The organism is Kitasatospora sp. NPDC001309 (assembly GCF_042896295.1).
In the GTDB taxonomy this organism is placed as follows: Bacteria; Actinomycetota; Actinomycetes; order Streptomycetales; family Streptomycetaceae; genus Kitasatospora.
In genome coordinates this window covers 20,486-42,510 of the sequence record NZ_JBIAXC010000042.1, presented here as the reverse complement: position 1 = coordinate 42,510, position 22,025 = coordinate 20,486, and the positions used below count along the sequence as shown (strand labels likewise).

General features: G+C 73.6%; 17 protein-coding genes. 12 read left to right on the top strand and 5 right to left on the bottom strand.

Translation table 11 applies throughout. From position 1 onward, the window contains the following. Positions 1-80 precede the first annotated feature (80 nt). A complete protein-coding gene (locus tag ACFY2K_RS32785; RefSeq protein ID WP_387716301.1) occupies positions 81-1,541 on the top strand; it encodes a DUF6350 family protein in 1,461 nt (486 codons plus the stop codon). Between the two features lie 47 nt (positions 1,542-1,588). Here ACFY2K_RS32785 and ACFY2K_RS32780 read toward each other — a convergent pair whose 3' ends face one another. After that, positions 1,589-2,272 carry a hypothetical protein gene (locus ACFY2K_RS32780; protein WP_380521181.1) on the bottom strand — a complete coding sequence of 228 codons (684 nt, stop codon included), beginning with the start codon at positions 2,270-2,272 and terminating at the stop codon, positions 1,589-1,591. A 378-nt stretch (positions 2,273-2,650) separates the two neighbouring features. Between ACFY2K_RS32780 and purN the strand changes: the two genes are divergently transcribed. Together purN and purH are read left to right on the top strand one after the other, a co-directional pair. Beyond that, a complete protein-coding gene (gene purN / locus ACFY2K_RS32775; protein WP_375882217.1) occupies positions 2,651-3,310 on the top strand; it encodes a phosphoribosylglycinamide formyltransferase in 660 nt (219 codons plus the stop codon). Further along, the gene (gene purH / locus ACFY2K_RS32770; RefSeq protein ID WP_375882220.1) at positions 3,307-4,884 is read left to right on the top strand and encodes a bifunctional phosphoribosylaminoimidazolecarboxamide formyltransferase/IMP cyclohydrolase; all 1,578 of its coding nucleotides are present in this window, start codon (positions 3,307-3,309) and stop codon (positions 4,882-4,884) included. Before purN ends, purH begins: the two co-directional genes overlap by 4 nt. A 67-nt stretch (positions 4,885-4,951) precedes the next feature. Here the strand turns inward: purH and ACFY2K_RS32765 are convergent, their stop codons facing one another. Beyond that, a complete protein-coding gene (locus ACFY2K_RS32765) occupies positions 4,952-5,563 on the bottom strand; it encodes a hypothetical protein (protein WP_375882223.1) in 612 nt (203 codons plus the stop codon). 472 nt (positions 5,564-6,035) lie between these two features. Between ACFY2K_RS32765 and ACFY2K_RS32760 the strand changes: the two genes are divergently transcribed. The 6 genes from ACFY2K_RS32760 to ACFY2K_RS32735 all read left to right on the top strand — a co-directional run bounded on the left by ACFY2K_RS32760 (position 6,036) and on the right by ACFY2K_RS32735 (position 11,879). Next, the gene (locus ACFY2K_RS32760; protein ID WP_375882225.1) at positions 6,036-6,890 is read left to right on the top strand and encodes a bifunctional methylenetetrahydrofolate dehydrogenase/methenyltetrahydrofolate cyclohydrolase; all 855 of its coding nucleotides are present in this window, start codon (positions 6,036-6,038) and stop codon (positions 6,888-6,890) included. Positions 6,891-6,909: 19 nt separating this feature from the next. After that, positions 6,910-7,335: a DUF3017 domain-containing protein gene (locus ACFY2K_RS32755; RefSeq protein WP_387716298.1), complete on the top strand. Its 426-nt coding sequence runs from the start codon at positions 6,910-6,912 to the stop codon at positions 7,333-7,335. A 256-nt stretch (positions 7,336-7,591) separates the two neighbouring features. After that, positions 7,592-8,584: a malate dehydrogenase gene (locus ACFY2K_RS32750; protein WP_375882229.1), complete on the top strand. Its 993-nt coding sequence runs from the start codon at positions 7,592-7,594 to the stop codon at positions 8,582-8,584. Positions 8,585-8,931: 347 nt separating this feature from the next. Next, positions 8,932-10,257 carry a hemolysin family protein gene (locus tag ACFY2K_RS32745; protein ID WP_375882231.1) on the top strand — a complete coding sequence of 442 codons (1,326 nt, stop codon included), beginning with the start codon at positions 8,932-8,934 and terminating at the stop codon, positions 10,255-10,257. 30 nt (positions 10,258-10,287) lie between these two features. Next, positions 10,288-11,328 (top strand): tryptophan--tRNA ligase, encoded by a 1,041-nt coding sequence (trpS, locus tag ACFY2K_RS32740; protein ID WP_375882234.1) that lies wholly within the window; start codon positions 10,288-10,290, stop codon positions 11,326-11,328. A gap of 14 nt (positions 11,329-11,342) precedes the next feature. Then, positions 11,343-11,879 carry a 2'-5' RNA ligase family protein gene (locus tag ACFY2K_RS32735; protein ID WP_375882236.1) on the top strand — a complete coding sequence of 179 codons (537 nt, stop codon included), beginning with the start codon at positions 11,343-11,345 and terminating at the stop codon, positions 11,877-11,879. Position 11,880: 1 nt separating this feature from the next. Here the strand turns inward: ACFY2K_RS32735 and ACFY2K_RS32730 are convergent, their stop codons facing one another. Together ACFY2K_RS32730 and ACFY2K_RS32725 are read right to left on the bottom strand one after the other, a co-directional pair. Next, positions 11,881-14,391 carry a CDP-glycerol glycerophosphotransferase family protein gene (locus ACFY2K_RS32730; RefSeq protein ID WP_387716295.1) on the bottom strand — a complete coding sequence of 837 codons (2,511 nt, stop codon included), beginning with the start codon at positions 14,389-14,391 and terminating at the stop codon, positions 11,881-11,883. A 278-nt stretch (positions 14,392-14,669) separates the two neighbouring features. Beyond that, positions 14,670-18,242, bottom strand: coding sequence for a CDP-glycerol glycerophosphotransferase family protein (locus ACFY2K_RS32725; protein WP_387716293.1), 3,573 nt, complete (start codon positions 18,240-18,242; stop codon positions 14,670-14,672). 133 nt (positions 18,243-18,375) lie between these two features. Here ACFY2K_RS32725 and ACFY2K_RS32720 point away from each other — a divergent pair, with 133 nt between their 5' ends. Continuing rightward, positions 18,376-19,374: a glycosyltransferase family 2 protein gene (locus tag ACFY2K_RS32720; RefSeq protein ID WP_387716291.1), complete on the top strand. Its 999-nt coding sequence runs from the start codon at positions 18,376-18,378 to the stop codon at positions 19,372-19,374. Between the two features lie 66 nt (positions 19,375-19,440). Next, positions 19,441-20,388 carry a YihY/virulence factor BrkB family protein gene (locus tag ACFY2K_RS32715; protein ID WP_380521168.1) on the top strand — a complete coding sequence of 316 codons (948 nt, stop codon included), beginning with the start codon at positions 19,441-19,443 and terminating at the stop codon, positions 20,386-20,388. 28 nt (positions 20,389-20,416) lie between these two features. Here ACFY2K_RS32715 and ACFY2K_RS32710 read toward each other — a convergent pair whose 3' ends face one another. Continuing rightward, a complete protein-coding gene (locus ACFY2K_RS32710; RefSeq protein ID WP_387716289.1) occupies positions 20,417-21,619 on the bottom strand; it encodes a D-alanyl-D-alanine carboxypeptidase family protein in 1,203 nt (400 codons plus the stop codon). Positions 21,620-21,764: 145 nt separating this feature from the next. Between ACFY2K_RS32710 and ACFY2K_RS32705 the strand changes: the two genes are divergently transcribed. Next, positions 21,765-22,022 carry an SCO4848 family membrane protein gene (locus ACFY2K_RS32705; RefSeq protein ID WP_387716288.1) on the top strand — a complete coding sequence of 86 codons (258 nt, stop codon included), beginning with the start codon at positions 21,765-21,767 and terminating at the stop codon, positions 22,020-22,022. Positions 22,023-22,025 lie beyond the last annotated feature (3 nt).

The following is a 22,025-nucleotide window of genomic DNA, read 5'->3' as shown; positions in this document are numbered from 1 at the left end:
GCATAAGACAATAATCTGGGACACGGCGGCGGTTTGCCGGTTCACGGAGCATGGCGAGTCGCCTTGGCACCATGAGGCGCATGACGCAGCTGATGGGCCGTCCGCTCCTGGAAGTGCCCGGCGAATTGGGTGGACGCCCGGCGCTGGCCGACCTGTTGGCGGGGGTGCGGACGGCGCTGGTCGGTCTCGCGGTGGTCGGGGTGCCGGTCCTCGGGCTCTGGGTGGCGACGCCGTACGCGGACTCCGATGCGGCCGGTGCCACCCGGTTGGCGGGTGCGCTCTGGCTGCTCGGGCACGGCGCGCCGGTCCTGCGCGGCGGCGCGGACGCCCCGCTGACGGTCACTCCGCTGCTGCTCGGGGCCCTGGCCGTGGTGCGGCTGTACCGGGCGGGGGCCGGGGTGGCGGCACGGCGGGGGCTGCGCTCGCGCTGGGGCGGCCCGCTGGCGCTCTGGGCGGGGTACTGCGCGGTGGCGGTCGTGGTGGCGCTGCACAGCGCGGGCGCCGGGCTGTTCCGCAGCCGGGTGCTGCCGGACCTGCTGGTGGTGGGCCTGGTGGCCGGGCTGGCGACGGCGGCGGGCGCACGGTCCGGCGGAGCCGCCGGGACGGAGGGGGCCGGGGGCGCGGCGCGGATCCATGCCGAGGCGCTGTTCGACCGGCTCCCGCCGGGCTGGCGGCCGACCGGGGGCACGCCCGCGGTGTGCCGGGCGGCGGGTGCGGCCGCGGCGGGGCTGCTCGCGGCGGGCGGGCTGCTGGTGGCGGTGGCGGCGGTGCTGGACGCGGTGGCCGGGGGCGGGCGCGGGACGGCGCTGCTCGGCGGCGGGCCCGCCGCGCTGGTCGGGCTGCTGCTGGTCACCGTGGTGCTGCTGCCGAACGCGGTGCTGTGGGGCGCCGCGTACGCGCTGGGCCCGGGCTTCGAGGTCGGCGCCGGGTCGCTGGTGTCGCCGGGCGGGACGGAACTCGGCGCGGTGCCGGAGTTCCCGCTGTTCGCCCTGCTGCCCCAGGAGGGCCCGGGCGGCTGGCGGCTGGCCGCGCTGCTGCTCCCGCTGCTGGCGGGGCTGGTGCCCGCGCTCCTGCTGGGCCGGGCGGCGGCGGGCCGGCCCTCCCCGGCGGGCGGGGGCGGACCGTGGCCGCCCGCGGCGACGGCGACGGCGGCCCTGGCGGCCGCGCTGCTGCTCGGCACCGGGGCGACGGTGCTGGGCTGGCTGTCCGGCGGGGCGCTGGCGGCCGAGCGGATGGCCCGGCTCGGGCCGGTGCCGTGGTGGACGGGCCTGGCGGCGGCGGGCTGGCTCGCTCTGGTGGCGGTGCCGGGCGCCCTGCTGGTGCGGTACCGCGCGCTCGGCCCCGCCCCGGCCGAGGACCCGGCCGAGGCACTGGACGACGACCTGGCCGGGGCTCCGGCCGGGGACCTGGTCCGGGCCCCGGCGTCCGTCGCGGGCGCCTACGCCCGGCTCGCGACCCGGACGCGCGGGAGCGCGCTGCGGCTGCGCGCCGGTGCCCACGCCCTCGTGCTGCGGCTGTCCGCCCGGCGCCCCGCCGACTGACCCCGGTCGGGCCGGCCGTTCGGCGTTCCCGCTCCTGGGCGTTCCCGCTACTCGGCGTTCCCGCTGAAGTCCACGTACCACTGCGGCGCGTACCGGTCGCAGTTCTCGGCGCCGACGTTGGTGAGCGAGTCCCGCACGCAGGTGACGTAGTCCCGGTAGTGGACGCTGAGCCCGATCACCGAGGTGGCGACCATGACGGTCATCGCGCCGGTGAGGATCCCGGCGAGCGCGGCCGGGGTGAGCGGGTTCGGCGCCGGGGCACCGACGGGGCCGGTCTGACCGTACGGGCCGGCCTGGCCGTACGCCCCGGCCGGTGCCGCGGCGGGAGCCGGGGCGGTCGCGGTCCGCCCGGCCCGGAGCGCGCCGACGCCCCAGACGATGCCGAGCACGCCGGCCAGCAGGGCGATCCAGTGGAAGCCGGTGAACAGGCAGACCAGCGCGAACGGTCCGGCCAGCGCGGCGTTGCGCGCCTTGCGGTGGGCCGGGTTCGCCAGGTCGAGCCGGGGCGGCTGCGGACCCTGGGGGCGACGGCCGGGCCCGCCCTCGCCGGGGCCCGGTCCCCACTGCTGGGGGTGCGGCGGGCGGTCGCCGCCGGGACCGCCAGCCTGGCCGCCGTCGCCCTCCGGACCCTGGCCGGGCCAGGGGCTGCGCGGCCGCCACGGCTGGTCCGGGGCGTCCGCGGGCGGCGGCGCGAAGGGGTTGCGCTCGTCGGTGTCGTCGCCGCTGCTCATGGGTTCAGCCGTTCCTTCTCGGTCGGGGCTCGTGCGGAGGGTCGCGCTCGGGGGCGGTCTCCTCCGCCCCAATGATCCCGCAAGCGTTCGAGGGCCCGTCGGGGGCCTGCCCGTACCGGGGCCGGTCGCCCGCAACTCCGGTGCGAAGGGCCCGAGGAGATCCCCGTCTCAACTACGCGCGTAGCGCCGGAGGGAGGGTGCAGGGGGCCTCCGACCAGCCGTTATCGTGGTGACGGTCAGCAGCTCCCACGGGTTCCCCCGGTCCCGCGTCGCGGCGGGTTCTCCTGGTGTTCCCCCTCGCTCGACCTGCCGTTCGTAGTGGCCCCACCGCCGGTGGACGTACCAGCGGGCGGCGCCCGACCTACGGAGAATCGCGCAGTGGCCGCCGCCCCCGCCCAGCTCTTCCCGCCCCGTACGCCCGGACCGGCCCGCCTGGTGGTGCTGGTCTCCGGCTCCGGCACCAACCTCCAGGCCCTGATCGACGCCGCCGCCGACCCGGCGTACGGCGCCGGGATCGTCGCCGTGGGCGCGGACCGGGACGGGATCGCCGGCCTGGAGCGTGCCGAGCGGGCGGGCCTGCCGACCTTCGTCCACCGGGTGAAGGACTTCGCGGACCGGGCCGACTGGGACCGCGCGCTGACCGCCTCCGTCGCCGCCCACCAGCCCGACCTGGTGGTCACGGCCGGCTTCATGAAGATCCTCGGCCCCGAGTTCATCGCGGCCTTCGCGGGGCGGATCGTCAACACCCACCCCGCACTGCTGCCGTCCTTCCCCGGCGCCCACGGCGTCACCGACGCGCTCGCGTACGGGGTGAGGGTCACCGGCTGCACCGTCCACCTGGTCGACGCCGGAGTGGACACCGGGCCGATCATCGCGCAGGGCGTCGTCGAGGTGCTCGACGCCGACCACGCCGATGGCGGCGACGCGCTGCACGAGCGCATCAAGACTGTCGAGCGCAAGCTGCTCGTCGACGTCGTGGGCCGGCTGGCCCGCGAAGGTCACCGCATCGAGGACCGAAAGGTATGGATCCCGGCATGAGCGCGAGCTCCACCACGCCCCCCGTTTCGGAGAACATCCGTCCGATCCGTCGCGCGCTGATCAGCGTGTACGACAAGACCGGTCTGGAGGAGCTGGCCCAGGGCCTGCACGCCGCCGGGGTCGCCATCGTCTCCACCGGCTCCACCGCCGGCCGGATCGCCGCCGCCGGCGTCCCGGTGACGGAGGTCTCCGAGCTGACCGGCTTCCCGGAGTGCCTGGACGGGCGCGTGAAGACGCTGCACCCGCGCGTGCACGCCGGCGTGCTCGCCGACCTGCGCCTGGAGTCGCACCGCGCGCAGCTGGCCGAGCTCGGTGTCGAGCCCTTCGACCTGGTCGTGGTGAACCTCTACCCGTTCAAGGCCACCGTCGCCTCGGGCGCCACCCCGGACGAGTGCGTCGAGCAGATCGACATCGGCGGCCCGAGCATGGTCCGCGCCGCCGCCAAGAACCACCCGTCGGTGGCCGTCGTGGTCGACCCGGCCCGCTACGCCGACGTGCTGACCGCCGTCCGCGAGGGCGGCTTCGACCTGGCCACCCGCAAGCGCCTGGCCGGTGCCGCGTTCGCCCACACCGCCGCCTACGACGTGGCCGTCGCCTCCTGGTTCGAGGCCGGCTACGCCCCCAGCGACGAGCGGTTCCCCGAGTTCCTGGGCGCCACCTGGGAGCGCCAGAACGTGCTCCGCTACGGCGAGAACCCGCACCAGGGCGCCGCGCTGTACAGCGACGGCACCGGCGGCCTGGCCGGTGCCCAGCAGCTGCACGGCAAGGAGATGTCGTACAACAACTACGTCGACACCGACGCCGCCCGCCGCGCCGCGTACGACCACGCCGAGCCGGCCGTCGCGATCATCAAGCACGCCAACCCGTGCGGCATCGCGACCGGCGCCGACGTCGCCGAGGCGCACCGCAAGGCGCACGAGTGCGACCCGGTCTCCGCGTACGGCGGCGTGATCGCGGTCAACCGCCCGGTCACCGTCGAGCTGGCCGAGCAGATCGCCCCGATCTTCACCGAGGTCGTGGTGGCCCCCGGGTACGAGGACGGCGCGGTCGAGGTGCTGGCCCGGAAGAAGAACCTGCGGGTGCTGGTCGCCCCCGGGGCCCCGGCCAACCACCAGGAGGTCCGCCCGATCTCCGGCGGCGTGCTGCTCCAGGACGCGGACCGGGTGCAGGCCGAGGGCGACGACCCGGCGAACTGGACGCTGGCCGCCGGCGAGGCGCTGTCCGCGGCCGAGCTGGCCGAGCTGGCCTTCGCCTGGCGGGCCTGCCGGGCCGTCAAGTCCAACGCGATCCTGCTGGCCAAGGACGGCGCCTCGGTCGGCGTCGGCATGGGCCAGGTCAACCGGGTCGACTCCTGCAAGCTCGCGGTCGAGCGGGCCGGCGAGCGGGCCAAGGGCTCGTACGCCGCCTCGGACGCCTTCTTCCCGTTCCCGGACGGCCCGGAGATCCTGATCGCCGCCGGTGTCCGGGCGATCGTCCAGCCGGGCGGTTCGATCCGTGACGAGCAGGTCGTCGAGGCGGCCCGGGAGGCCGGCGTGACGATGTACTTCACCGGCGCCCGCCACTTCTTCCACTGAGCGGCACGAAGCGGCCCGGTCCCTCGGTCGAGGGGCCGGGCCGCTTCGTCGTGGTCGTGCCGTGTGCTCAGTAGCGCGGCCGGTTGAACCAGCCGGAGCCCTCCTGGGTGCACATGGCGGTGATCCAGATGATGCTGATGGCCAGCCACAGACCGGCCATCACATAGCCGATGGCGGTGCCGGCGCTGACGGCGCCCGCCAGGATCAGCAGGCCGACCAGGCTGCCGAGCGAGCCGTACACGATGGTGGTGATCCGGACGTTGTTGCCGCCCTTGCCGAACTTGGCGCCCAGCGTGATGGAGAGCGCGGCGAACAGCGCGAACAGGACCGCGACGACGATCAGGATGCCGGCGGCGGCGTCGCCCAGCGCGGTGAACGGGTTGTCGCTGGTGGTCGCCTTGGCCGTGTTGGTGACGTCCTTGGCGGCGGCGCCTATGAGCAGGTAGACCAGCGCGAGGATCGCCTGCACACCGCCCACGATGAACAGCAGCACCCGGGCGGTCGTCACCAGGCCCGGCATGGACTGCGGCACGGCCGGCGCGTAGCCGTAACCGGGGGCCGCCTGGGGCGGGTAGCCGTAGCCCGGCGCGGGCTGCGGCGGGGCCTGCTGCGGGTAGCCGTAGCCCGGCGCGGGCGGCTGCTGGCCGTACGGGTTGTTCGGGTCGGGCGGGTAACTCATGGATGCCTCCGGGCAGTTGCGGGAACGCGGGGACGGGACGGCGGAGGGCCCGGTTGCGGCCGGCGAGTCGGGTCGCCGACGGAACGGGACGGTATCGGAGCGCGGTGACAGCCCGGCGGCGGTGACGGGCGCGGCCGGCTCAGTGCTGTGACGGGCCAGTGATCGAACGCGAGGACGGGCACGGCGCGGTGAGGGCGCCGTGGCGGTCTGGCTGCGCGGTGTGCTGTGGTCGGATCACTGGCTCTTTCCCCCGGGTACGCCCTGCTGCGGGACCGTCGGCCCGTCACCGGGCCCGGTCGCGGCAGGGGATGCCCGCATATCGTCAACCGGACGGCAGCGCGCTGTCCAGCCGGTTGTGGGCGTGGTGCGGAGACTGTGGCGCAACCGCAACGTGGTGCGGGCCTTCCGTGCCCGTCCGGTCGCCGGGGCGGCCCCGGTACGGGAGGCGGCCGCGATCCGGGAGAATGGGGTCATGACTGCCCAGATTCTCGATGGCAAGGCCACCGCCGCCGCGATCAAGTCCGAACTCGCCGCCCGCGTGGCGGCCCTCAAGGCGAAGGGCGTCACGCCCGGCCTCGGCACCGTCCTGGTCGGCGACGACCCGGGCAGCCGCTGGTACGTCAACGGCAAGCACAAGGACTGCGCCGAGGTCGGCATCGCCTCGATCCAGCGCGAGCTGCCCGCCACCGCCACCCAGCAGGACGTCGAGGACGTCGTCCGCGAGCTCAACGCCGACCCGACCTGCACCGGCTACATCGTCCAGCTGCCGCTGCCCAAGGGCCTGGACCAGAACCCGGTCCTGGAGCTGATGGACCCGGACAAGGACGCCGACGGCCTGCACCCGACCTCGCTCGGCCGACTGGCCCTGGGCATCGAGGGCCCGCTGCCCTGCACCCCGCTGGGCATCGTCGAGCTGCTGCGCCGGCACGAGGTCGAGATCGACGGCGCCGAGGTCGTCGTGGTCGGCCGCGGCGTCACCGTCGGCCGCTCGATCGGCCTGCTGCTGACCCGCCGCAGCGAGAACGCCACCGTGACCCTGTGCCACACCGGCACCCGGGACCTCGGCGCGCACCTGCGCAAGGCCGACATCATCGTGGCCGCCGCGGGCGTGCCGCACCTGGTCAAGCCGGAGGACGTCAAGGCGGGCGCCGCGGTGCTGGACGTCGGCGTCAGCCGCAGCGAGGGCAAGATCGTCGGCGACGTGCACCCGGGGGTGGCCGAGGTGGCCGGCTGGATCTCCCCGAACCCCGGCGGCGTGGGCCCGATGACCCGCGCGATGCTGCTCAACAACATCGTCGAGGCGGCCGAGCGCCGCGCCGGCGTCTGACCCCCGAGGGACGGCGAGCATGACTGAACCGCGTCCGGCGCGGTCCCGGCAACGGCCGGTCAAGACCACCGGCACCCTGCCGCCCGAGGGGGCCGCCCCGGCCCTCGGGCGCGACCACGCCCTGCCGGTCCGGCAGTGGCCGATAACGCTGGTCCTGTCGGTGGTCGGCGCCGGCCTCGCGGTCACCTGGTTCGCCGACTTCAAGGACGGCTTCAAGTACGGGCTGCTGATCCTCGGCACCGGCGTGCTGCTCGGCGCGGTGCTGCGGCTGGTGCTGCCCGAGGTCGGGATGCTGGCCGTGCGCAGCCGCTTCACCGACGTGATCGTGCTGGCCTTCCTGGGCGCCTCGATCGTGCTGCTGACCCTGGTCGCGCAGCCGAACCCGTGGCTGGAGGTCCCGCTGCTGGACAACATCGGCCAGCTGATCGGCCGGCCCAAGCACTGAGCCGCGGCCCGGCGGCGCCGAGCCGCGGTTGGGCGCCGAGCGCCGCGGCCCCGTCCGGGACTCCCGGGCGGGGCCTCGGCGCGTTCCGGGCCCTCCCGGGCGGAGTCCGCTGTGACGCATCAGCCACGCCCGCACACGCGGCGTACGCTTCCCTTTGCGATAACCTGACGCCGGTCTCTCGATGTCGAGAGATCATCCTCGGCTCCAGTGCGCCGGTGTGCCTGGGGCACCTGGCGATTTGCTGGAGAAGGTAGAAATGACCCGCACCCCCGTCAACGTCACCATCACCGGAGCGGCCGGCCAGATCGGCTACGCGCTGCTCTTCCGCATCGCCTCGGGCCACCTGCTCGGTGCCGACGTGCCGGTGAACCTGCGCCTCCTGGAGATCCCGCAGGGCCTCAAGGCCGCCGAGGGCACCGCCATGGAGCTCGTCGACTGCGCGTTCCCGCTGCTGCGCGACATCACCATCACCGACCAGCCGAACGTGGCCTTCGACGGCGCCAACGTCGCGCTGCTGGTCGGCGCCCGCCCGCGCACCGCCGGCATGGAGCGCGGCGACCTGCTGTCGGCCAACGGCGGCATCTTCGGCCCGCAGGGCAAGGCCATCAACGCCCACGCCGCGGACGACATCAAGGTCCTGGTCGTCGGCAACCCGGCCAACACCAACGCCCTGATCGCCCAGCGCAACGCCCCGGACGTCCCGGCCGAGCGCTTCACCGCGATGACCCGCCTGGACCACAACCGCGCGGTCGGCCAGCTGTCCGGCAAGACCGGCGCCCTGGTCTCCGACATCAAGCGCGTCACCATCTGGGGCAACCACTCCGCGACCCAGTACCCGGACATCTTCCAGGCCGAGATCGCCGGCAAGCCGGCCTTCGAGGCCGTCGGTAGCGACCAGGCCTGGCTGGAGAACGACTTCATCCCGACCGTCGCCAAGCGCGGCGCGGCCATCATCGAGGCCCGCGGCGCCTCCTCGGCCGCCTCGGCCGCCAACGCCGCCATCGACCACGTGCACACCTGGGTCAACGGCACCGCCGAGGGCGACTGGACCTCCATGGGCGTCGTCTCCGACGGCTCCTACGGCGTCCCGGCCGGCCTGATCTCCTCCTTCCCGGTCACCACCAAGGACGGCAAGTTCGAGATCGTCCAGGGCCTGGAGATCTCCGACTTCTCCCGCGCCCGCATCGACGCCTCGGTCAAGGAGCTGACCGAGGAGCGCGACGCGGTCCAGGAGCTGGGCCTCATCTGAGCCCCGCCGCACGGCCCTTGCGACGGCCCGCCACCCCCGCCCGGGGGCGGCGGGCCGTCTGCTGTTCGCCCGCTCGCCTCCGGGGCGCTCCGACCCGGTGCCGACGGTCGGCGCTCCCTCGCTCGTTCCTCACTCCCTCGCGCTCTCCCTTTCGGCACCGGCGCGCCCCTTCGGCTCGGGGCGGGTGTTTGCCCGCTCGCCTCCGGGACGCTCCGACCCGGTGCGGGGCGGGTGTTCGCCCGCTCGCCTCCGGGGCGCTCCGACCCGGTGCGGGGCGGGTGTTCGCCCGCTCGCCCCCGGGGTGGAGGCCCGGGCCGGGACACCTCGGCCGCCTACACTGGCCCGCTGTGAACGAAACCCTCGGGGACGCCGCGCTCGTCCTCGTCTTCATCCTGCTGGGCGGCCTGTTCAACGTCGCGGAGATCTCGCTGATCTCGCTGCGCGAGGGCCAGATCCGGACGCTGGAGGCGCACGGCACCCGGCGCTCGGCCCGGGCCGCGCACCTGGCCGCCGACCCCAACCGCTTCCTGGCGGCCGTCCAGGTCGGCGTGACCTGCATGGGCTTCCTGTCCGCCGCGTTCGGCGCGGACACCCTGGCCGGCAAGGTCGCCCCGCTCTTCGTCCGGGCGGGGCTGTCCCAGGGGGTGGCGGACGCCCTCGCCCTGGTCGGCCTGACCCTGCTGATCAGTTACGTCTCGCTGGTGCTCGGCGAGCTCACCCCCAAGCGGATCGGCCTGCAGCGCGCCGAGTCCATCGCGGTGATCGCCGCCCCCGTGGTGGACGTGATGTCGGTGGCGCTGCGCCCGGTGATCTGGCTGCTCGGCCACTCCACCAACCTGATGGTCCGGCTGTTCGGCGGCGATCCGGCGGCCGGGCGCGGCTCGATGAGCTCCGAGGAACTGCGCGGCCTGGTCGCCTCCAACACCGAACTGGGAAGCGACGAGCGGGCGTTGATCGCGGACGTGTTCGCCGCGGGGGAGCGCCAGCTGCGCGAGGTGATGGTCCCGCGCACCGAGGTGACCTTCCTGGACGCGGAGCGCCCGCTGGCCGCCGTACGGCACCAGTCCGAGACCTCGCCGCACTCGCGCTACCCGGTGGTCGAGGGCAGCGCCGACGCGGTGGTCGGCTTCGTGCACGTCCGGGACCTCTACGGCGCCCGCGGCGAGCAGGCCGTCAAGGTCCGCGACCTGGCCCGCCCGGTCAAGCTGCTGCCCGGCACCAAGCGGGTGCTGGAGGCGATGGGCGAGATGCGCCGGGAGGGCCACCACCTGGCGATCGTGGTGGACGAGTACGGCGGCACCGCCGGCATCGTCACCCTGGAGGACCTGGTCGAGGAGGTGATCGGCGAGATCCGGGACGAGTACGACCGGCCGGAGTCCGCGCCGACCCGCCGACTGGCCGGCGGCGGCACGGAGCTGGACGGCCTGCTCAACCTCGGCGATTTCACCGAGGAGACCGGCGTCACCCTGCCCGAGGGCCCGTACGAGACGGTGGCCGGCTGCCTGGTGGCCTCGCTCGGCCGGCTGCCCCGGGACGGTGACCAGGCCCGGATCCCGGTCGAGGGCGGCGGCGCGGTGCTGCTGACGGTGGCCAAGGTGGAGGGCCGGCGGATCGCCCGGGTGAGGGTGAGTGCGGTCACACCGGAGGAGCCTGCGGGGCCGGAGGTTTCCTGAGCGACCGGGGGAACTGGAAGAATGGCCCGCATGGTCAACGCAGCGGTCACCGGTCCGGTCAAGGATCGCCCCCGGGTGCTCTCCGGGATCCAGCCCACCTCCGGCTCGTTCCACCTCGGCAACTACCTGGGCGCCGTGCGCCAGTGGGTCGACCTGCAGAAGGAGAACGACGCCTTCTACATGGTCGTCGACCTGCACGCGATCACCGTGCCGCAGGACCCGGTGACCTTGCGCCAGAACACCCGGGTGTCCGCCGCCCAGCTGCTCGGCGCCGGTCTGGAGCCGGAGCACTGCACCCTCTTCGTCCAGTCGCACGTGCCCGAGCACGCGCAGCTCGGCTGGGTGATGAACTGCCTCACCGGCTTCGGCGAGGCCTCCCGGATGACCCAGTTCAAGGACAAGTCCTCCCGGTACGGCGCCGACAGCACCACCGTCGGCCTGTTCACCTACCCGATCCTGCAGATCGCGGACATCCTGCTCTACCAGGCGGACGCCGTCCCGGTCGGCGAGGACCAGCGCCAGCACGTGGAGATCACCCGCGACATCGCGGAGCGGTTCAACTCGCGCTACGCCCCCACGTTCACGATCCCGAAGCCGTACATCCTCAAGGAGACGGCGAAGATCATGGACCTCCAGGACCCGGGCATCAAGATGAGCAAGTCGGCCTCCTCGGCCAAGGGCCTGGTCAGCCTGCTGGACGAGGCGAAGGTCAGCGCCAAGAAGTTCAAGAGCGCCGTCACCGACACCGGCACCGTGGTCTCCTACGACGAGGAGCAGAAGCCGGGCGTCTCCAACCTGCTGCGGATCCACTCCGCGCTCAGCGGGCAGTCGGTCGAGCAGCTGGTCGCGCACTTCGAGGGCAAGATGTACGGCGCCCTCAAGACCGAGCTGGCCGAGCTGTTCACCGAGTGGGTCACCCCCTTCCAGGAGCGCACCAGCACCTTCCTGGACGACCCGGCCGAGCTGGACCGGGTGCTGGCGATCGGCGCCGAGAAGGCCCGCGCGGTGGCCTCCGAGACGCTGGCGACCGTGTACGACCGGATCGGCTTCCTCCCGGCCGCCAAGCGGTGACTCCGCTCTCGCGCATGCCCGATGGTGGCGACCTCCCGGAGGTCGTCACCATCGGCGTGTCCGTGAGCGTGCCGGACCCGCACGGCGCGCGGATCCAGGACGCCCGGGCCGGGCTCGGGGACCCGCAGGCCCGCTCGATACCGACGCACGTCACGCTGCTGCCGCCCACCGAGGTGCCGGCCGAGCTGCTGCCGAAGATCGAGGACCACCTGTCGGCGGTGGCCGCGGCGCACCGGCCGTTCCGGATGCTGCTGCGCGGCGCCGGCACCTTCCGGCCGGTCTCCCCGGTGGTGTTCGTCCGGGTCGAGGAGGGCGCGCACGAGTGCCGGCTGCTGGAGGCGGGCGTGCGGTCCGGCCCGCTGGCCCGCGAGCTGGCCTTCCCGTACCACCCGCACGTGACGGTGGCCCACGGCCTGTCGGAGGACGCGCTGGATCGCGCGTACGAGCAGGCGCGCGGGTTCCGGGCGTCCTTCCCGGTGCCGGGCTTCTCGCTCTCCCGGTTCGACGCGGACGAGGTCTGGCGGCCCTGGCGGGCCTACCGGTTCTCCTGAACTACCCCGCGGTGCGGCCGAGTTCGATCATCCGGTCGACCACCCGGCGGGCCGCGCCGCCGTCGTCCAGGGCGCAGTGCGCGGCCCGGAAGCGCCGGTAGCGCTCCGCGTAGCCGGGCGCCGACCGCTCGCCGCTGTCGGCGAGTTCGCGCAGCGCGCCGAGCAGTTCCGCGGAGTCCGGCACCAGCGGGCCGGGCGCGTCCGCCTCGAAGTCGAAGTAGAAGCCGCGCAGGGTGTCGCGGTAGTGCTCCAGGTCGTAGGTGAAGAAGTAGACCGGGCGGCCGGTGATCGCGAAGTCGAACATGATCGACGAGTAGTCGGTCACCAGTACGTCCGCGATCAGCAGCAGGTCCTGCGGGTCGGGGAAGTCCCCGCAGTCGAACAGGAAGCCGTCGCCGGCGCCGGGCAGCGGGTCGCGCACGTGCGAGTGCGGGCGGACCAGCAGCACGTGGTCCTCGCCGAGCAGCCGGCGGGCGTGGTCGAGGTCGAGCCGCAGGTCGAGCCGGAAGCCGTCGCCGTCGCCGCGCTGCTGGTCCTCGCGCCAGGTCGGCGCGTACAGCACGACCCGCTTGCCCTCGGGGATGCCGAGCCGGCGGCGGACGGCCGCGGCGGCCCGGGGCTCGGACCGGGCCAGCACGTCGCCGCGCGGGTAGCCGGACTCCAGCACCTCGCCGTCGTAGCGGAAGGCGCGCTGCAGGATCGGGGTGGCGAAGGGGCTGGGGGAGAGCAGCAGGCTCCACTGCGGGGTCTCCCGGTCGAGCGCCTCCAGGTAGCCGTGGTCGGCGAGCCAGGGGTTGTCGACGTCGTGGGCGATCCGCTTGAGCAGCGAGCCGTGCCAGGTCTGCACCACGACCTGGCCCTCGCGGCGCTCCAGGAAGTCCGGGAAGTGGGTGTTGCCGACCAGGTACCGGCAGGTGGCCAGGGCCCGGTACCACTGGGGGCTCCAGATCCGGATCGGGACGACCCCGGGCGGCAGTTCGGCCTGGCCGTCGTCGACCACCCACAGGTGCTCCAACGGCTCGCCGCGGCGCACGAGTTCGGCGTGCACCGCGCGCGGGGAGTCGGCGTAGCCGCGGCCGCCGAACACGTCGTACAGCACCGCCTCGCGCAGCGGCTCGCGGCGGGCCGCCGGGTACTGCTCGGTGCGCAGCCGGGCCTGGGTCCAGGCGCTGCGCTCGGTGGCGTCGAGCACCGGGGTGGAGTCCACCAGCAGGGTGTCGTGCCAGCGGCGCTGCAGCAGGACGTCCTTGCCGCCGGTGGTCGCGGTGGCGGGCAGGGCGGGCAGCACGGTCGGGGCGGCGAGCAGCGGCCGGGCCGGGCCGGAGCGGTCGGCCGGCTCCAGGGCGGCCTCCCAGACGCCCTTGCGCAGCGGCAGCACGGCGCCGTCGGAGCCGGTGCGGGTGGCGGGCACCCGGACCCGGAAGCGGCCGTCCGGCTCGGGCTCGACGGGGGTGCGGACCTCGCCCGCGGTGCCGCCGTGCCGCAGGACCAGCTCCAGTCGCCCGGCGGCCGGGTCCGGGCAGTGGCCGGACAGTTCGAAGCCGCCGAAGTGGACCGCGATCCGGTCGACCATCCCGGCGGCGGGCTGGACGCAGACCTGGAGCCGGCCGTCGGCGAGGTGCTTGAGGTAGAGCACCCGGTCCGGGGTGTGCGGCAGCGGGTACTGGCCGGCCACCGGGCCGCCGCGCTCGTCCAGGCAGAGCTGTTCGGTGCCGCCGTCGGGGCGCAGCAGCTCGACGTCCCAGTGTTCCAGGTCCTCGCGGCCGCGGCCGTCGGCGGTGAGCGGCCGGTACGGCAGTTCGACGGCGAAGGTGTTGCCGGCGCGGGTGAGCGGCTGCTCGATCACCGCGTCGCTCTGCCGGTGCCGCAGCCGCAGCACGGTGCCGGCCGGGCAGTGGTCGGCGACGCCGCCCAGCCGGATGCCGTCGGCGGCCGGCTCGGCGCGGTCGAGCCGGGCGCCGGGGCGTTCCAGCCGCAGCTGCAGCCGGTCGTCCGCGAAGTACGGCTGGAGGCGGACGTCACGGTCCACCCAGCGGGCCGGCGGGTACTCGCCGGAGCCGCACCAGTGGGGGGCGAGGGTGCCGTACTGGCGGCGCAGCCGGGTGGGGCGGGGACGGGTGAAGAGGGTGGTCCCGATCTGCCAGTCGCCGAGCAGCCAGCGGTCGTCCCGGCGCAGTCGGGAGGGTTCCAGCAGGACGGTGAAGCCGGACCAGTCGTGGTTGTGCTCCGGCTGGGCGCTGTCGTCGGTGACCTCGGGCAGCCTGCGGGGCCTGGAGCGCAGGTGGAGCGGTGGTTCGGCCGCGTCCTCGTGGCGCAGGGTCAGCCAGGTCCAGGCGGAGCCGGGGCGGCCGGTGTCCAGGTCCAGCGGGCGGGCGAAGCCGGTGAGCTCCAGTCCGCGGCCGTGCCAGCGGGCGCGCAGCAGCCCGAACGCCACGTCCTCGTCGACGGCAGGCCGACCGTCGGCCACCCGGGGGGCGGCGTGCGGCAGAACGAACCGGGTGAGCGAAGACATGGTGCCGGAGGCCCTTCGGGACGGGATCCCGGTCATGGCGGTGGCCGGGAGGCCGCCGTGCCGGTGTCGGCCGGACCGGGGCCGATTTGTTATCCCATCCCGGAAGGGCACCTCGGGTCAACTGTACGGTTCGTAGAATTTCCTTTGAAATTCTTCGACTAAACGTGAGTTCGAGTGCAAACTGGACGTAAAGGACAGGTAGTTCTCAGGGAATTCCCAGACAGCAGCGGGGCGCCCGGCGTGGATCACGCCGGGCGCCCCGCTGTCATGGCCGGTGACTACTCCTTGCGGAGCATCGCGTCGACCACCCGGACGGAGGCCTTGCCGTCGTCCAGGTCGCAGTACGCCTCACGGAAGGCGGCTGCCTTGTCCGCGTACTCGGCCGCCACCGCGTCCACCCGTCCGAGCGCGTCGACCAGCGCCTCGGAGGTGGCCAGCAGCGGGCCCGGCGCCTCGGCCTCGAAGTTCAGGCTGAAACCGCGCAGGTTGTCGCGGTAGTGCTCCAGGTCGTGGGTGAAGAACAGCACCGGCTTCCCGGTGGTGGCGAAGTCGAAGACGCTCGACGAGTAGTCGGTGACCAGCACGTCGGCGATCAGCAGCAGCTCCGCCATGTCGGGGTAGCTGCCGACGTCCCAGATGTAGCCGTTGCCGGCGCCCGGGATCTGGCCGCACATCACGCTGTGCCGGCGCACCAGCAGCACCTGGTCGTCGCCGAGCGCGGCCTTGGCCGCCGCCAGGTCGATCCGCAGGTCGATCTGGTAGCCGCCGTTCGGCCGGCGCCGGTCCTCGCGCCAGGTCGGCGCGTACAGCACGACCTTCTTGCCCTCGGGCAGGCCGAGCCGCTCACGGACCTGCTCGGCGGTCTTCTCCCGGTCGGCCGCGAACAGCAGGTCGTTCCGGGGCGATCCGCTCTCCAGGATCTCGCCCTGGTAGTCGAAGGCGCGCCGCAGCACCGGGGCGGACCAGCTGTTGCCGGCCACCAGCAGGCTCCAGTTCGGCACCTCGCGACTCAGGCCCTTGAGGTAGTTCGAGTCGGTGAACCAGACCTTCTCGAAGTCGAGGCCGACCTGCTTGAGCGGGCTGCCCATCCGGGTCTGCAGGACCACCTGGCCGGGGCGGCGGACGAAGAAGTCAGGCAGGTGGGTGCTGGTGACGATGTACTTGGCGGTCGCCAGCGCCTCGAACCACTCCGGGCTCCACAGCCGGATCGGCTGCGCGGTGCGCGGCAGCTCGGTCTGCATGTCGTCGCTGCCCCACAGGTGCTCCAGCGGCAGGCCGCGGCGGACCAGCTCCTCGTGGATCGCCCGCGGGGAGTCGGCGTAGGCGCTGCCGTGCCCGGCGTTGTAGAGCACCGTGTCGCGCACCGGCAGGCGGCGGGCGGCCGGGTAGTCGGTGGTGCGCAGCCGGCGCTGGCGGAAGCCGGACCGCTCCTCGGGGAGCAGCGCCGAGTGCGACTCCAGCGACAGGCAGTCGTGCAGGCGGCGCTCCAGCGCGATCCGCTTGCCGCGGGACTCCACCTCCACCGGCAGCGAGTCGAAGCAGTCCGGGGAGATCTGCACGTGGCTGTCCGGCAGGGCCGAGGCCGACACGCCGACCGGGCGGAAGAAGACGTTCCAGGTGCCCTGGGCGAGCGGCACCCGGCCGGCGAAGGTGGCGGTCGGCACGGCGGGCAGCGCGGTGCGGAACCGGCCGTCCGAGATCTCCACCGGGTAGACGTGCTCCTCCTCGCGCCAGTGGTGGCGGACCACCAGCTCCCAGCGGTGCGCGCCGGGCTGCGGGAAGGAGCCGCTCAGCAGGAAGCCGTCGGCGCCGCGCGCCGACACCTCGTCCACGATCGGCTGCAGCAGCTGGTCGGAGAGCTGGAGGTGGCCGCTCGGGGAGGGCTTGGTGTAGATCGCCCGGCGCTCCTCGACCGGCGCCTGCGGGTCCAGCGGGACGTGCAGCTGCTCGGGCGCGTTGCGGTCGTCCCAGACCAGCGGCAGCACGCTGCCGTCGGCCAGCAGCAGCGCGCTGTCCCAGCGGTCGCGGACGCGCTCGTCGGCCACCGGGTCCAGCTCGGCCCAGGCCTCGCGGACGGCGGTCAGCTCGGCCACCTCGACCGAGGAGCTGAACGGCTGCAGGGTGCCGGCCGGGGTGCCCAGCTCCACCGGGAAGGTCAGCTCGCGGTCCGACTCTAGGTGGGTGAGCCGCAGCCGGGCCCCGGCGAAGCTCGCCCCGGAGCGGGCCGCACCGGAGACCTCCACCCTGCCGCCGTGCGCGGCCAGGCCGGTCACCCGGGCCTTGACGGTCTCCACCTGGAGGTAGACGAAGCCGTCCCGGACCCACGGCACGATCCGCACGTCCGGCTCGACCCAGTGCTGCGGGATCGACTCGGCGGAGTCGCTCCAGCCCGCCGAGATCCGGCCCTTGTAGATCCCGCCCTTGCCCGCGCCGGCCACCAGGACGCGCCAGTGGCCGTCCTTCCACTGGCCGCGGTGCTTGAGCTTCTTCGGGTCGAGGGCGACGGAGAAGCCGGACCAGTCGCAGTTGTACAGGTCGTGGTTGCAGCTCGCGGTGGCCTCGGGGCTGTACTGGGTCTTCATCGGCACCGCGATGACCCGGCGGCCCTTGGCCTCGCGCAGCACCAGGGTGCGCACCATGTCGTGCTTGTTCGACGCGCCCAGCTGCTCCGGGTACGCGTGCCCGGTCAGCTCCAGCTTCCCGCCCACCCAGGCGCTCTTGTACAGCCGGCTGCGCATGACCAGCGAGTTGTCCAGCTTGAGCACGCCGGCCGGCACGCTCTTGCGGCCGCCGCGCAGGAACGGGTAGTCCGCGTACGGCCGCAGCAGGCCGCGGGCCTGCACGCCGCCGCCGCTCTCGCCCTCGTACTTGATCTGCTCGACCAGCTCGTCGACCCGGTTCTGCAGGGTCAGGTGGTACTTGAGCCGCAGCGGCGCGCGCAGCTTGCGGACCTGCTCCTGGCCGATCGAGCGGAGCAGCCGGCTGACGTGCTGGACGTAGGCGTCCCGGAACTCCTTGTCGCCGTCCACGACGGACCAGAAGAACATCGGGATCTCCTCGACGAGGGTGTTCTCGTCGTAGGAGCGCAGGTACTCGGCGAAGCGCGGCTCGGTCTGCTTCTTCAACCAGGCGCGGACCAGCTCGACCGAGGCGACCCGGTCGACCAGGCCCTTCGGGTTGGTGCGCATCTGGGTGATCGACATCTCGCCGACCTCGCGCTCGCGCCAGTGGTAGATCGGCTCGGAGAGCACGTCCACGCTCTGGGCGAGGTAGTGGTGCGGCACGCTGACCGGCGCGTCCTCGTACAGGATGCCCTCGGGGTAGAGCAGGTCGGCGGCGTCGAAGAAGGAGCGGCGGTACACCTTGTTCCACGCGGTGCGGTCGGTGACCAGCGCCGGGAGCTCGGTGATGTGGGTCTTGAGCCGGGTCTCCTTGAACGGCTTGGAGTGCCCGCCGGACTGGTAGTAGCCCACCGCGCGGAACCGCAGCACGTTGCCGGTGCAGAAGTCCGAGCCGGTCTCCTCCAGCGTGTTGATCATCAGCTCGTACGCACTCGGCGGCATCGAGTCGTCGCTGTCCACGAAGCACAGGAACTCGGAGTCCGGGTCGATGTGCCGGATGCCGGTGTTGCGGGCCGCGCCGAGGCCCTTGTTGACCTGCCGGACCAGCCGGAACCGCGAGTCCTTCGCTGCGTACGCATCGGCGAGCGCCGCACTGCCGTCCTTCGAACCGTCGTCGACCATGACGCACTCGAAGTCCGAGAAGGTCTGGGCGGCGATCGAGTCGAGGCATTCGACGAGATAACGCTCGACGTTGTAGATCGGAACGACGATGGAGAGGCGGGGAGCCATCGGCTACGCAGGCCTTTCTCGGGAGGAGCGTGGCAGCCCGCAGGGGGTCTGGCCGCACTTGGATCGGTGCGTACGTGCCCCCCGATCCTACCTCCGGGGCCCGGCCCTCCCCGGGCCCACTACGCTGGCCCCCGTGCCCCGCTTCAGCGTCATCGTCCCCGTGTACCAGGTCCAGGACTACCTTGCCGAGTGCCTCGAATCGGTCCTCGGCCAGGGCGGACCGGACTTCGAACTGATCGCGGTGGACGACCGCTCGCCGGACGGCTGCGGCGCGATGCTGGACGAGGCCGCGGCCGCCGACCCCCGGGTCCGGGTGCTGCACCTGCCGGAGAACGTCGGCCTGGGCCGGGCCCGCAACGCCGGCCTGGAGGTCGCCACCGGCGACTACGTGCTCTTCCTCGACAGCGACGACACCCTCACCCCCGGCCTGCTGGCGGCCGTCGAGGACCGCCTCGCCGCCACCGGCGACCCGGACGTCCTGGTCTACGACTACGCCCGCACCTACGCCGACGGCCGGATCACCCGCGCCGCCGCCGGCCACGTCTTCGGCGCCGACTCCCCGGACGTCTTCGACCTCGCCGCCCGCCCCGACCTGCTCGACCTGCTCCAGGTCGTCTGGAACAAGGCCTACCGCCGCGGGTTCGTCACCGAGCAGCAGCTGGAGTTCCCGGCCGGCTACTACGAGGACACCCCCTGGACGTACCCGGCGCTGCTCGCCGCCGCCAGCATCACCCTGCTCGACCGGGTCGGCGTGCACTACCGCCAGCGCCAGGAGGGCGGCAACATCCTGGCCACCGCCAGCCGCAAGCACTTCGACGTCTTCGCCCAGTACGACCTGGTCTTCGCCTTCCTGGACCGCCGCCCCGACCTGGACCGGTGGCGCCCGGTGGTCTTCGGCAAGATGCTCAACCACCTCAACACCGTGGTCGCCAAGCCCGGCCGGATCCCGCCCGGCGACCGCCGCGAGTACTTCCGCCGCTCCGCCGCGCACTGCGCCCGGCTGCGCCCGGCCGGTTACCGCCCGCCACCCGGCGTGGACGGCGTGCGCACCGAACTGCTCGGCCACGGGCGGTACGCCGCCTACCAGGCCGTCCGCGCCCTGGCGAAGGCCCGACGGCTCGTCAACCGGTAAGCCCGTCCCCCGGATCAGGCCCGCGCCTGACGGCCGTTCGGGGGACGGGCAGGTATAACCGGTCGGGTGGACTTCCTGACCCGCCTTCCGGTCCTGGGCCCGCTCGTGGCCCGGGTGCTGCGCAGCCGCCCCTACCGGGTGTACGAGTACTTCTCCGCCGCCCGCGGCAACCGGCTGGCCGGAGCCGTCACCTTCTTCGGCTTCCTGGCCCTGTTCCCGCTGCTCACGGTCGGCCTGGCGATCGCCGTCGCCACGCTGAACGGCAGTCAGGTGGACGACCTCCAGCACCACATCTCCGACCAGCTGCCGGGCCTGTCGGACTCGCTCAACCTGCCGTCCCTGGTGGCGAACGCGGGCACCCTCGGGCTGGTCAGCGGCGCCCTGCTGCTGGTCTCCGGCCTCGGCTGGGTGGACACCATGCGCACCTCGATCAGGGACCTCTGGCAGCTGCCCGAGGAGGACGGCAACCCGGTGCTGCGCAAGGCCTGGGACGTCCTGGTGCTGGCCGGCCTCGGCCTGGTGTCGCTGTTCTCGGTGGCCGCCTCCGCCGCCGGCACCACGCTCGCCGGGCGGATCGCCGACGCGATCGGCCTGGGCAGCGGCTACCTGCTGACCGGGGTCGGCGTGCTGATCGCCATAGCGTGCGACATGCTGCTCTTCGCCTACCTGCTGGCGCCCTTCCCCGGGATCACCGACCAGCGCCGCCGCGACCTGCTGACCGGCGCCCTGATCGGCGCGGTCGGCTTCGAGCTGCTGAAACTGCTGCTCTCCTCCTACCTCGGCTCGGTCGCCGGACGGAGCCTGTACGGGGCCTTCGCCACCCCGGTGGCGCTGCTGCTGTGGATCAACTTCGTGAGCCGGCTGCTGATGTACTGCGTGGCCTGGACGGCCACCGCCGACCCGGCGGCGGCCCGGGAGCGGACCAGGGAGCACGGCCGGGCGCTGCTGGCCGCGGCCGACGAGGCCGAGGCGAAGGACACCACGCCCACGGCGACGCCCCGGCCCCGGACCTGAGGCCGGGACCGGGGCGTCGGACCTCGGCTCAGCCCCCGGCGCGGCCCGACGCCCGGCGCCGGAGGGCCACCACGGCGCCCGCCGCGACCACGGCCCCGACCAGCACGGCCGTCCAGGTGCCCGGGCCTGGCCCGTCGTCCCCGGCCGGTCCGGCGGCGGCCCGGCCCGCGGTGGGGGAGGGGTGCGGCGGCGGCGCGGGGGCACCGGCGGCGCCACCCGCCTGACCGGTCGGCTCCTCGCCGCCGGCCTGCTGCTCGTCGACCAGCCGGCCGACCGGCTGCACCTTGCCCGCCGCGGCGAAGCCCCAGTCCAGCAGCTCGGCCGTCTCGTCGTACACCTTCTGGTAGCTGGCCGGGTGCATCACCGTCACCAGCAGGGTCCGCCCGTTCCGCTCGGCGGCGCCGACGAAGGTCGAACCGGCGTTGGTGGTGGTGCCGTTCTTCACCCCGATCAGCCCGGGGTACTTGCCCAGCAGCCGGTCGGTGTTGGCGATCCCGAAGCTGCCGCGCTGGCCGGTGTTCTTGTCGACGGCGCCCGGGAACATCGCGTCCCGGGTCGCGCAGTACCCGCGGAAGTCCGGGTTGCGCAGGCCGGAGCGGGCGAACAGCGACAGGTCGTAGGCCGAGGACAGCTGGCCGTCCATGTCGTAGCCGTCAGGGGAGATCACCTTGGTGTCCCGCGCCTGGAGGGCCTCGGCCCGGGCCTGCATCTCGTTGACGGTCGGCTGGATACCGCCGTTCATGTGGGCCAGGACGTGCACGGCGTCGTTGCCCGAACTCAGGAACACCCCGCGCCACAGGTCCTCGACCCGGTAGTCCAGGTTCTCCTTGATGCCGACCAGGCTGCTGCCGGCGCCGATGTTCTGGATCTCCTCGTCGGCGACCCGGTGCACCGCGTTGCGGTCGAACTTGGGCAGCACGGTGTCCGCGAAGAGGATCTTCAAGGTGCTCGCGGGGGGCAGCCTGAGATGCGGGTTGTAGGCCGCCAGCACGTCCCCCGACGTGGCGTCGGAGACTATCCAGGACTGGCCGGTGAGGTCCGTCGGCAGGGCCGGCGCCCCCGTCAGCGGATTGACCTGGACCCCGGGCAGCCCCAGCCGCTCACCGCCGATCGCGGACGGCGGGGGCGGCGCCTGCGGAGCCGCGACCGCCGCGGGCGCGGCGAGCAGGACCGGGAGGGCCGCGGTGACCGCGGCGCACAACTGCGCGAAGGTGTGACGGGGTGTGGACACCAGCTGACCGTACCCACTGCGGAGCGCCGCCGTCCGCCACACCGGACCGGTCCTCCGCAGGAGGGGCCCGCCCTACGCCGATCGGCGGCCCGCGCATACTGGGGAGGCACCCCGCCGCCACCGCACCCCCGCCGAGGACCACCCCATGAAGCTCAGCCGCCGCACCTCCTGGTTCCTGACCGCCTTCGGCGTCTGGTCGATGATCATCTGGACCACCTTCGTCAAGAACCTGTGGAAGGACTCCGGCAACCAGGCCTTCGTGAACGGCGACCACTCCCAGCCCACCGCCTTCTTCTGGATCCACCTGCTCCTCGCCGTCACCTCCTTCCTCCTCGGCATCGCCGTCGGCACCATCGGCCTCCGCGGCCTCCGCGCCACCCGCCGCACCCCGGCCACGGACTGACCC

What these genes read in the sequence shown, in the direction of transcription:
- ACFY2K_RS32785 (WP_387716301.1), top strand. Translation starts at nt 81, where the DNA reads ATGACGCAGCTGATGGGCCGTCCGCTCCTGGAAGTGCCCGGCGAATTG.
- ACFY2K_RS32780 (WP_380521181.1), bottom strand. Translation starts at nt 2,272, where the DNA reads ATGAGCAGCGGCGACGACACCGACGAGCGCAACCCCTTCGCGCCGCCG.
- purH (WP_375882220.1), top strand. Translation starts at nt 3,307, where the DNA reads ATGAGCGCGAGCTCCACCACGCCCCCCGTTTCGGAGAACATCCGTCCG.
- ACFY2K_RS32765 (WP_375882223.1), bottom strand. Translation starts at nt 5,563, where the DNA reads ATGAGTTACCCGCCCGACCCGAACAACCCGTACGGCCAGCAGCCGCCC.
- ACFY2K_RS32760 (WP_375882225.1), top strand. Translation starts at nt 6,036, where the DNA reads ATGACTGCCCAGATTCTCGATGGCAAGGCCACCGCCGCCGCGATCAAG.
- ACFY2K_RS32755 (WP_387716298.1), top strand. Translation starts at nt 6,910, where the DNA reads ATGACTGAACCGCGTCCGGCGCGGTCCCGGCAACGGCCGGTCAAGACC.
- ACFY2K_RS32750 (WP_375882229.1), top strand. Translation starts at nt 7,592, where the DNA reads ATGACCCGCACCCCCGTCAACGTCACCATCACCGGAGCGGCCGGCCAG.
- trpS (WP_375882234.1), top strand. Translation starts at nt 10,288, where the DNA reads ATGGTCAACGCAGCGGTCACCGGTCCGGTCAAGGATCGCCCCCGGGTG.
- ACFY2K_RS32735 (WP_375882236.1), top strand. Translation starts at nt 11,343, where the DNA reads ATGCCCGATGGTGGCGACCTCCCGGAGGTCGTCACCATCGGCGTGTCC.
- ACFY2K_RS32730 (WP_387716295.1), bottom strand. Translation starts at nt 14,391, where the DNA reads ATGTCTTCGCTCACCCGGTTCGTTCTGCCGCACGCCGCCCCCCGGGTG.
- ACFY2K_RS32725 (WP_387716293.1), bottom strand. Translation starts at nt 18,242, where the DNA reads ATGGCTCCCCGCCTCTCCATCGTCGTTCCGATCTACAACGTCGAGCGT.
- ACFY2K_RS32705 (WP_387716288.1), top strand. Translation starts at nt 21,765, where the DNA reads ATGAAGCTCAGCCGCCGCACCTCCTGGTTCCTGACCGCCTTCGGCGTC.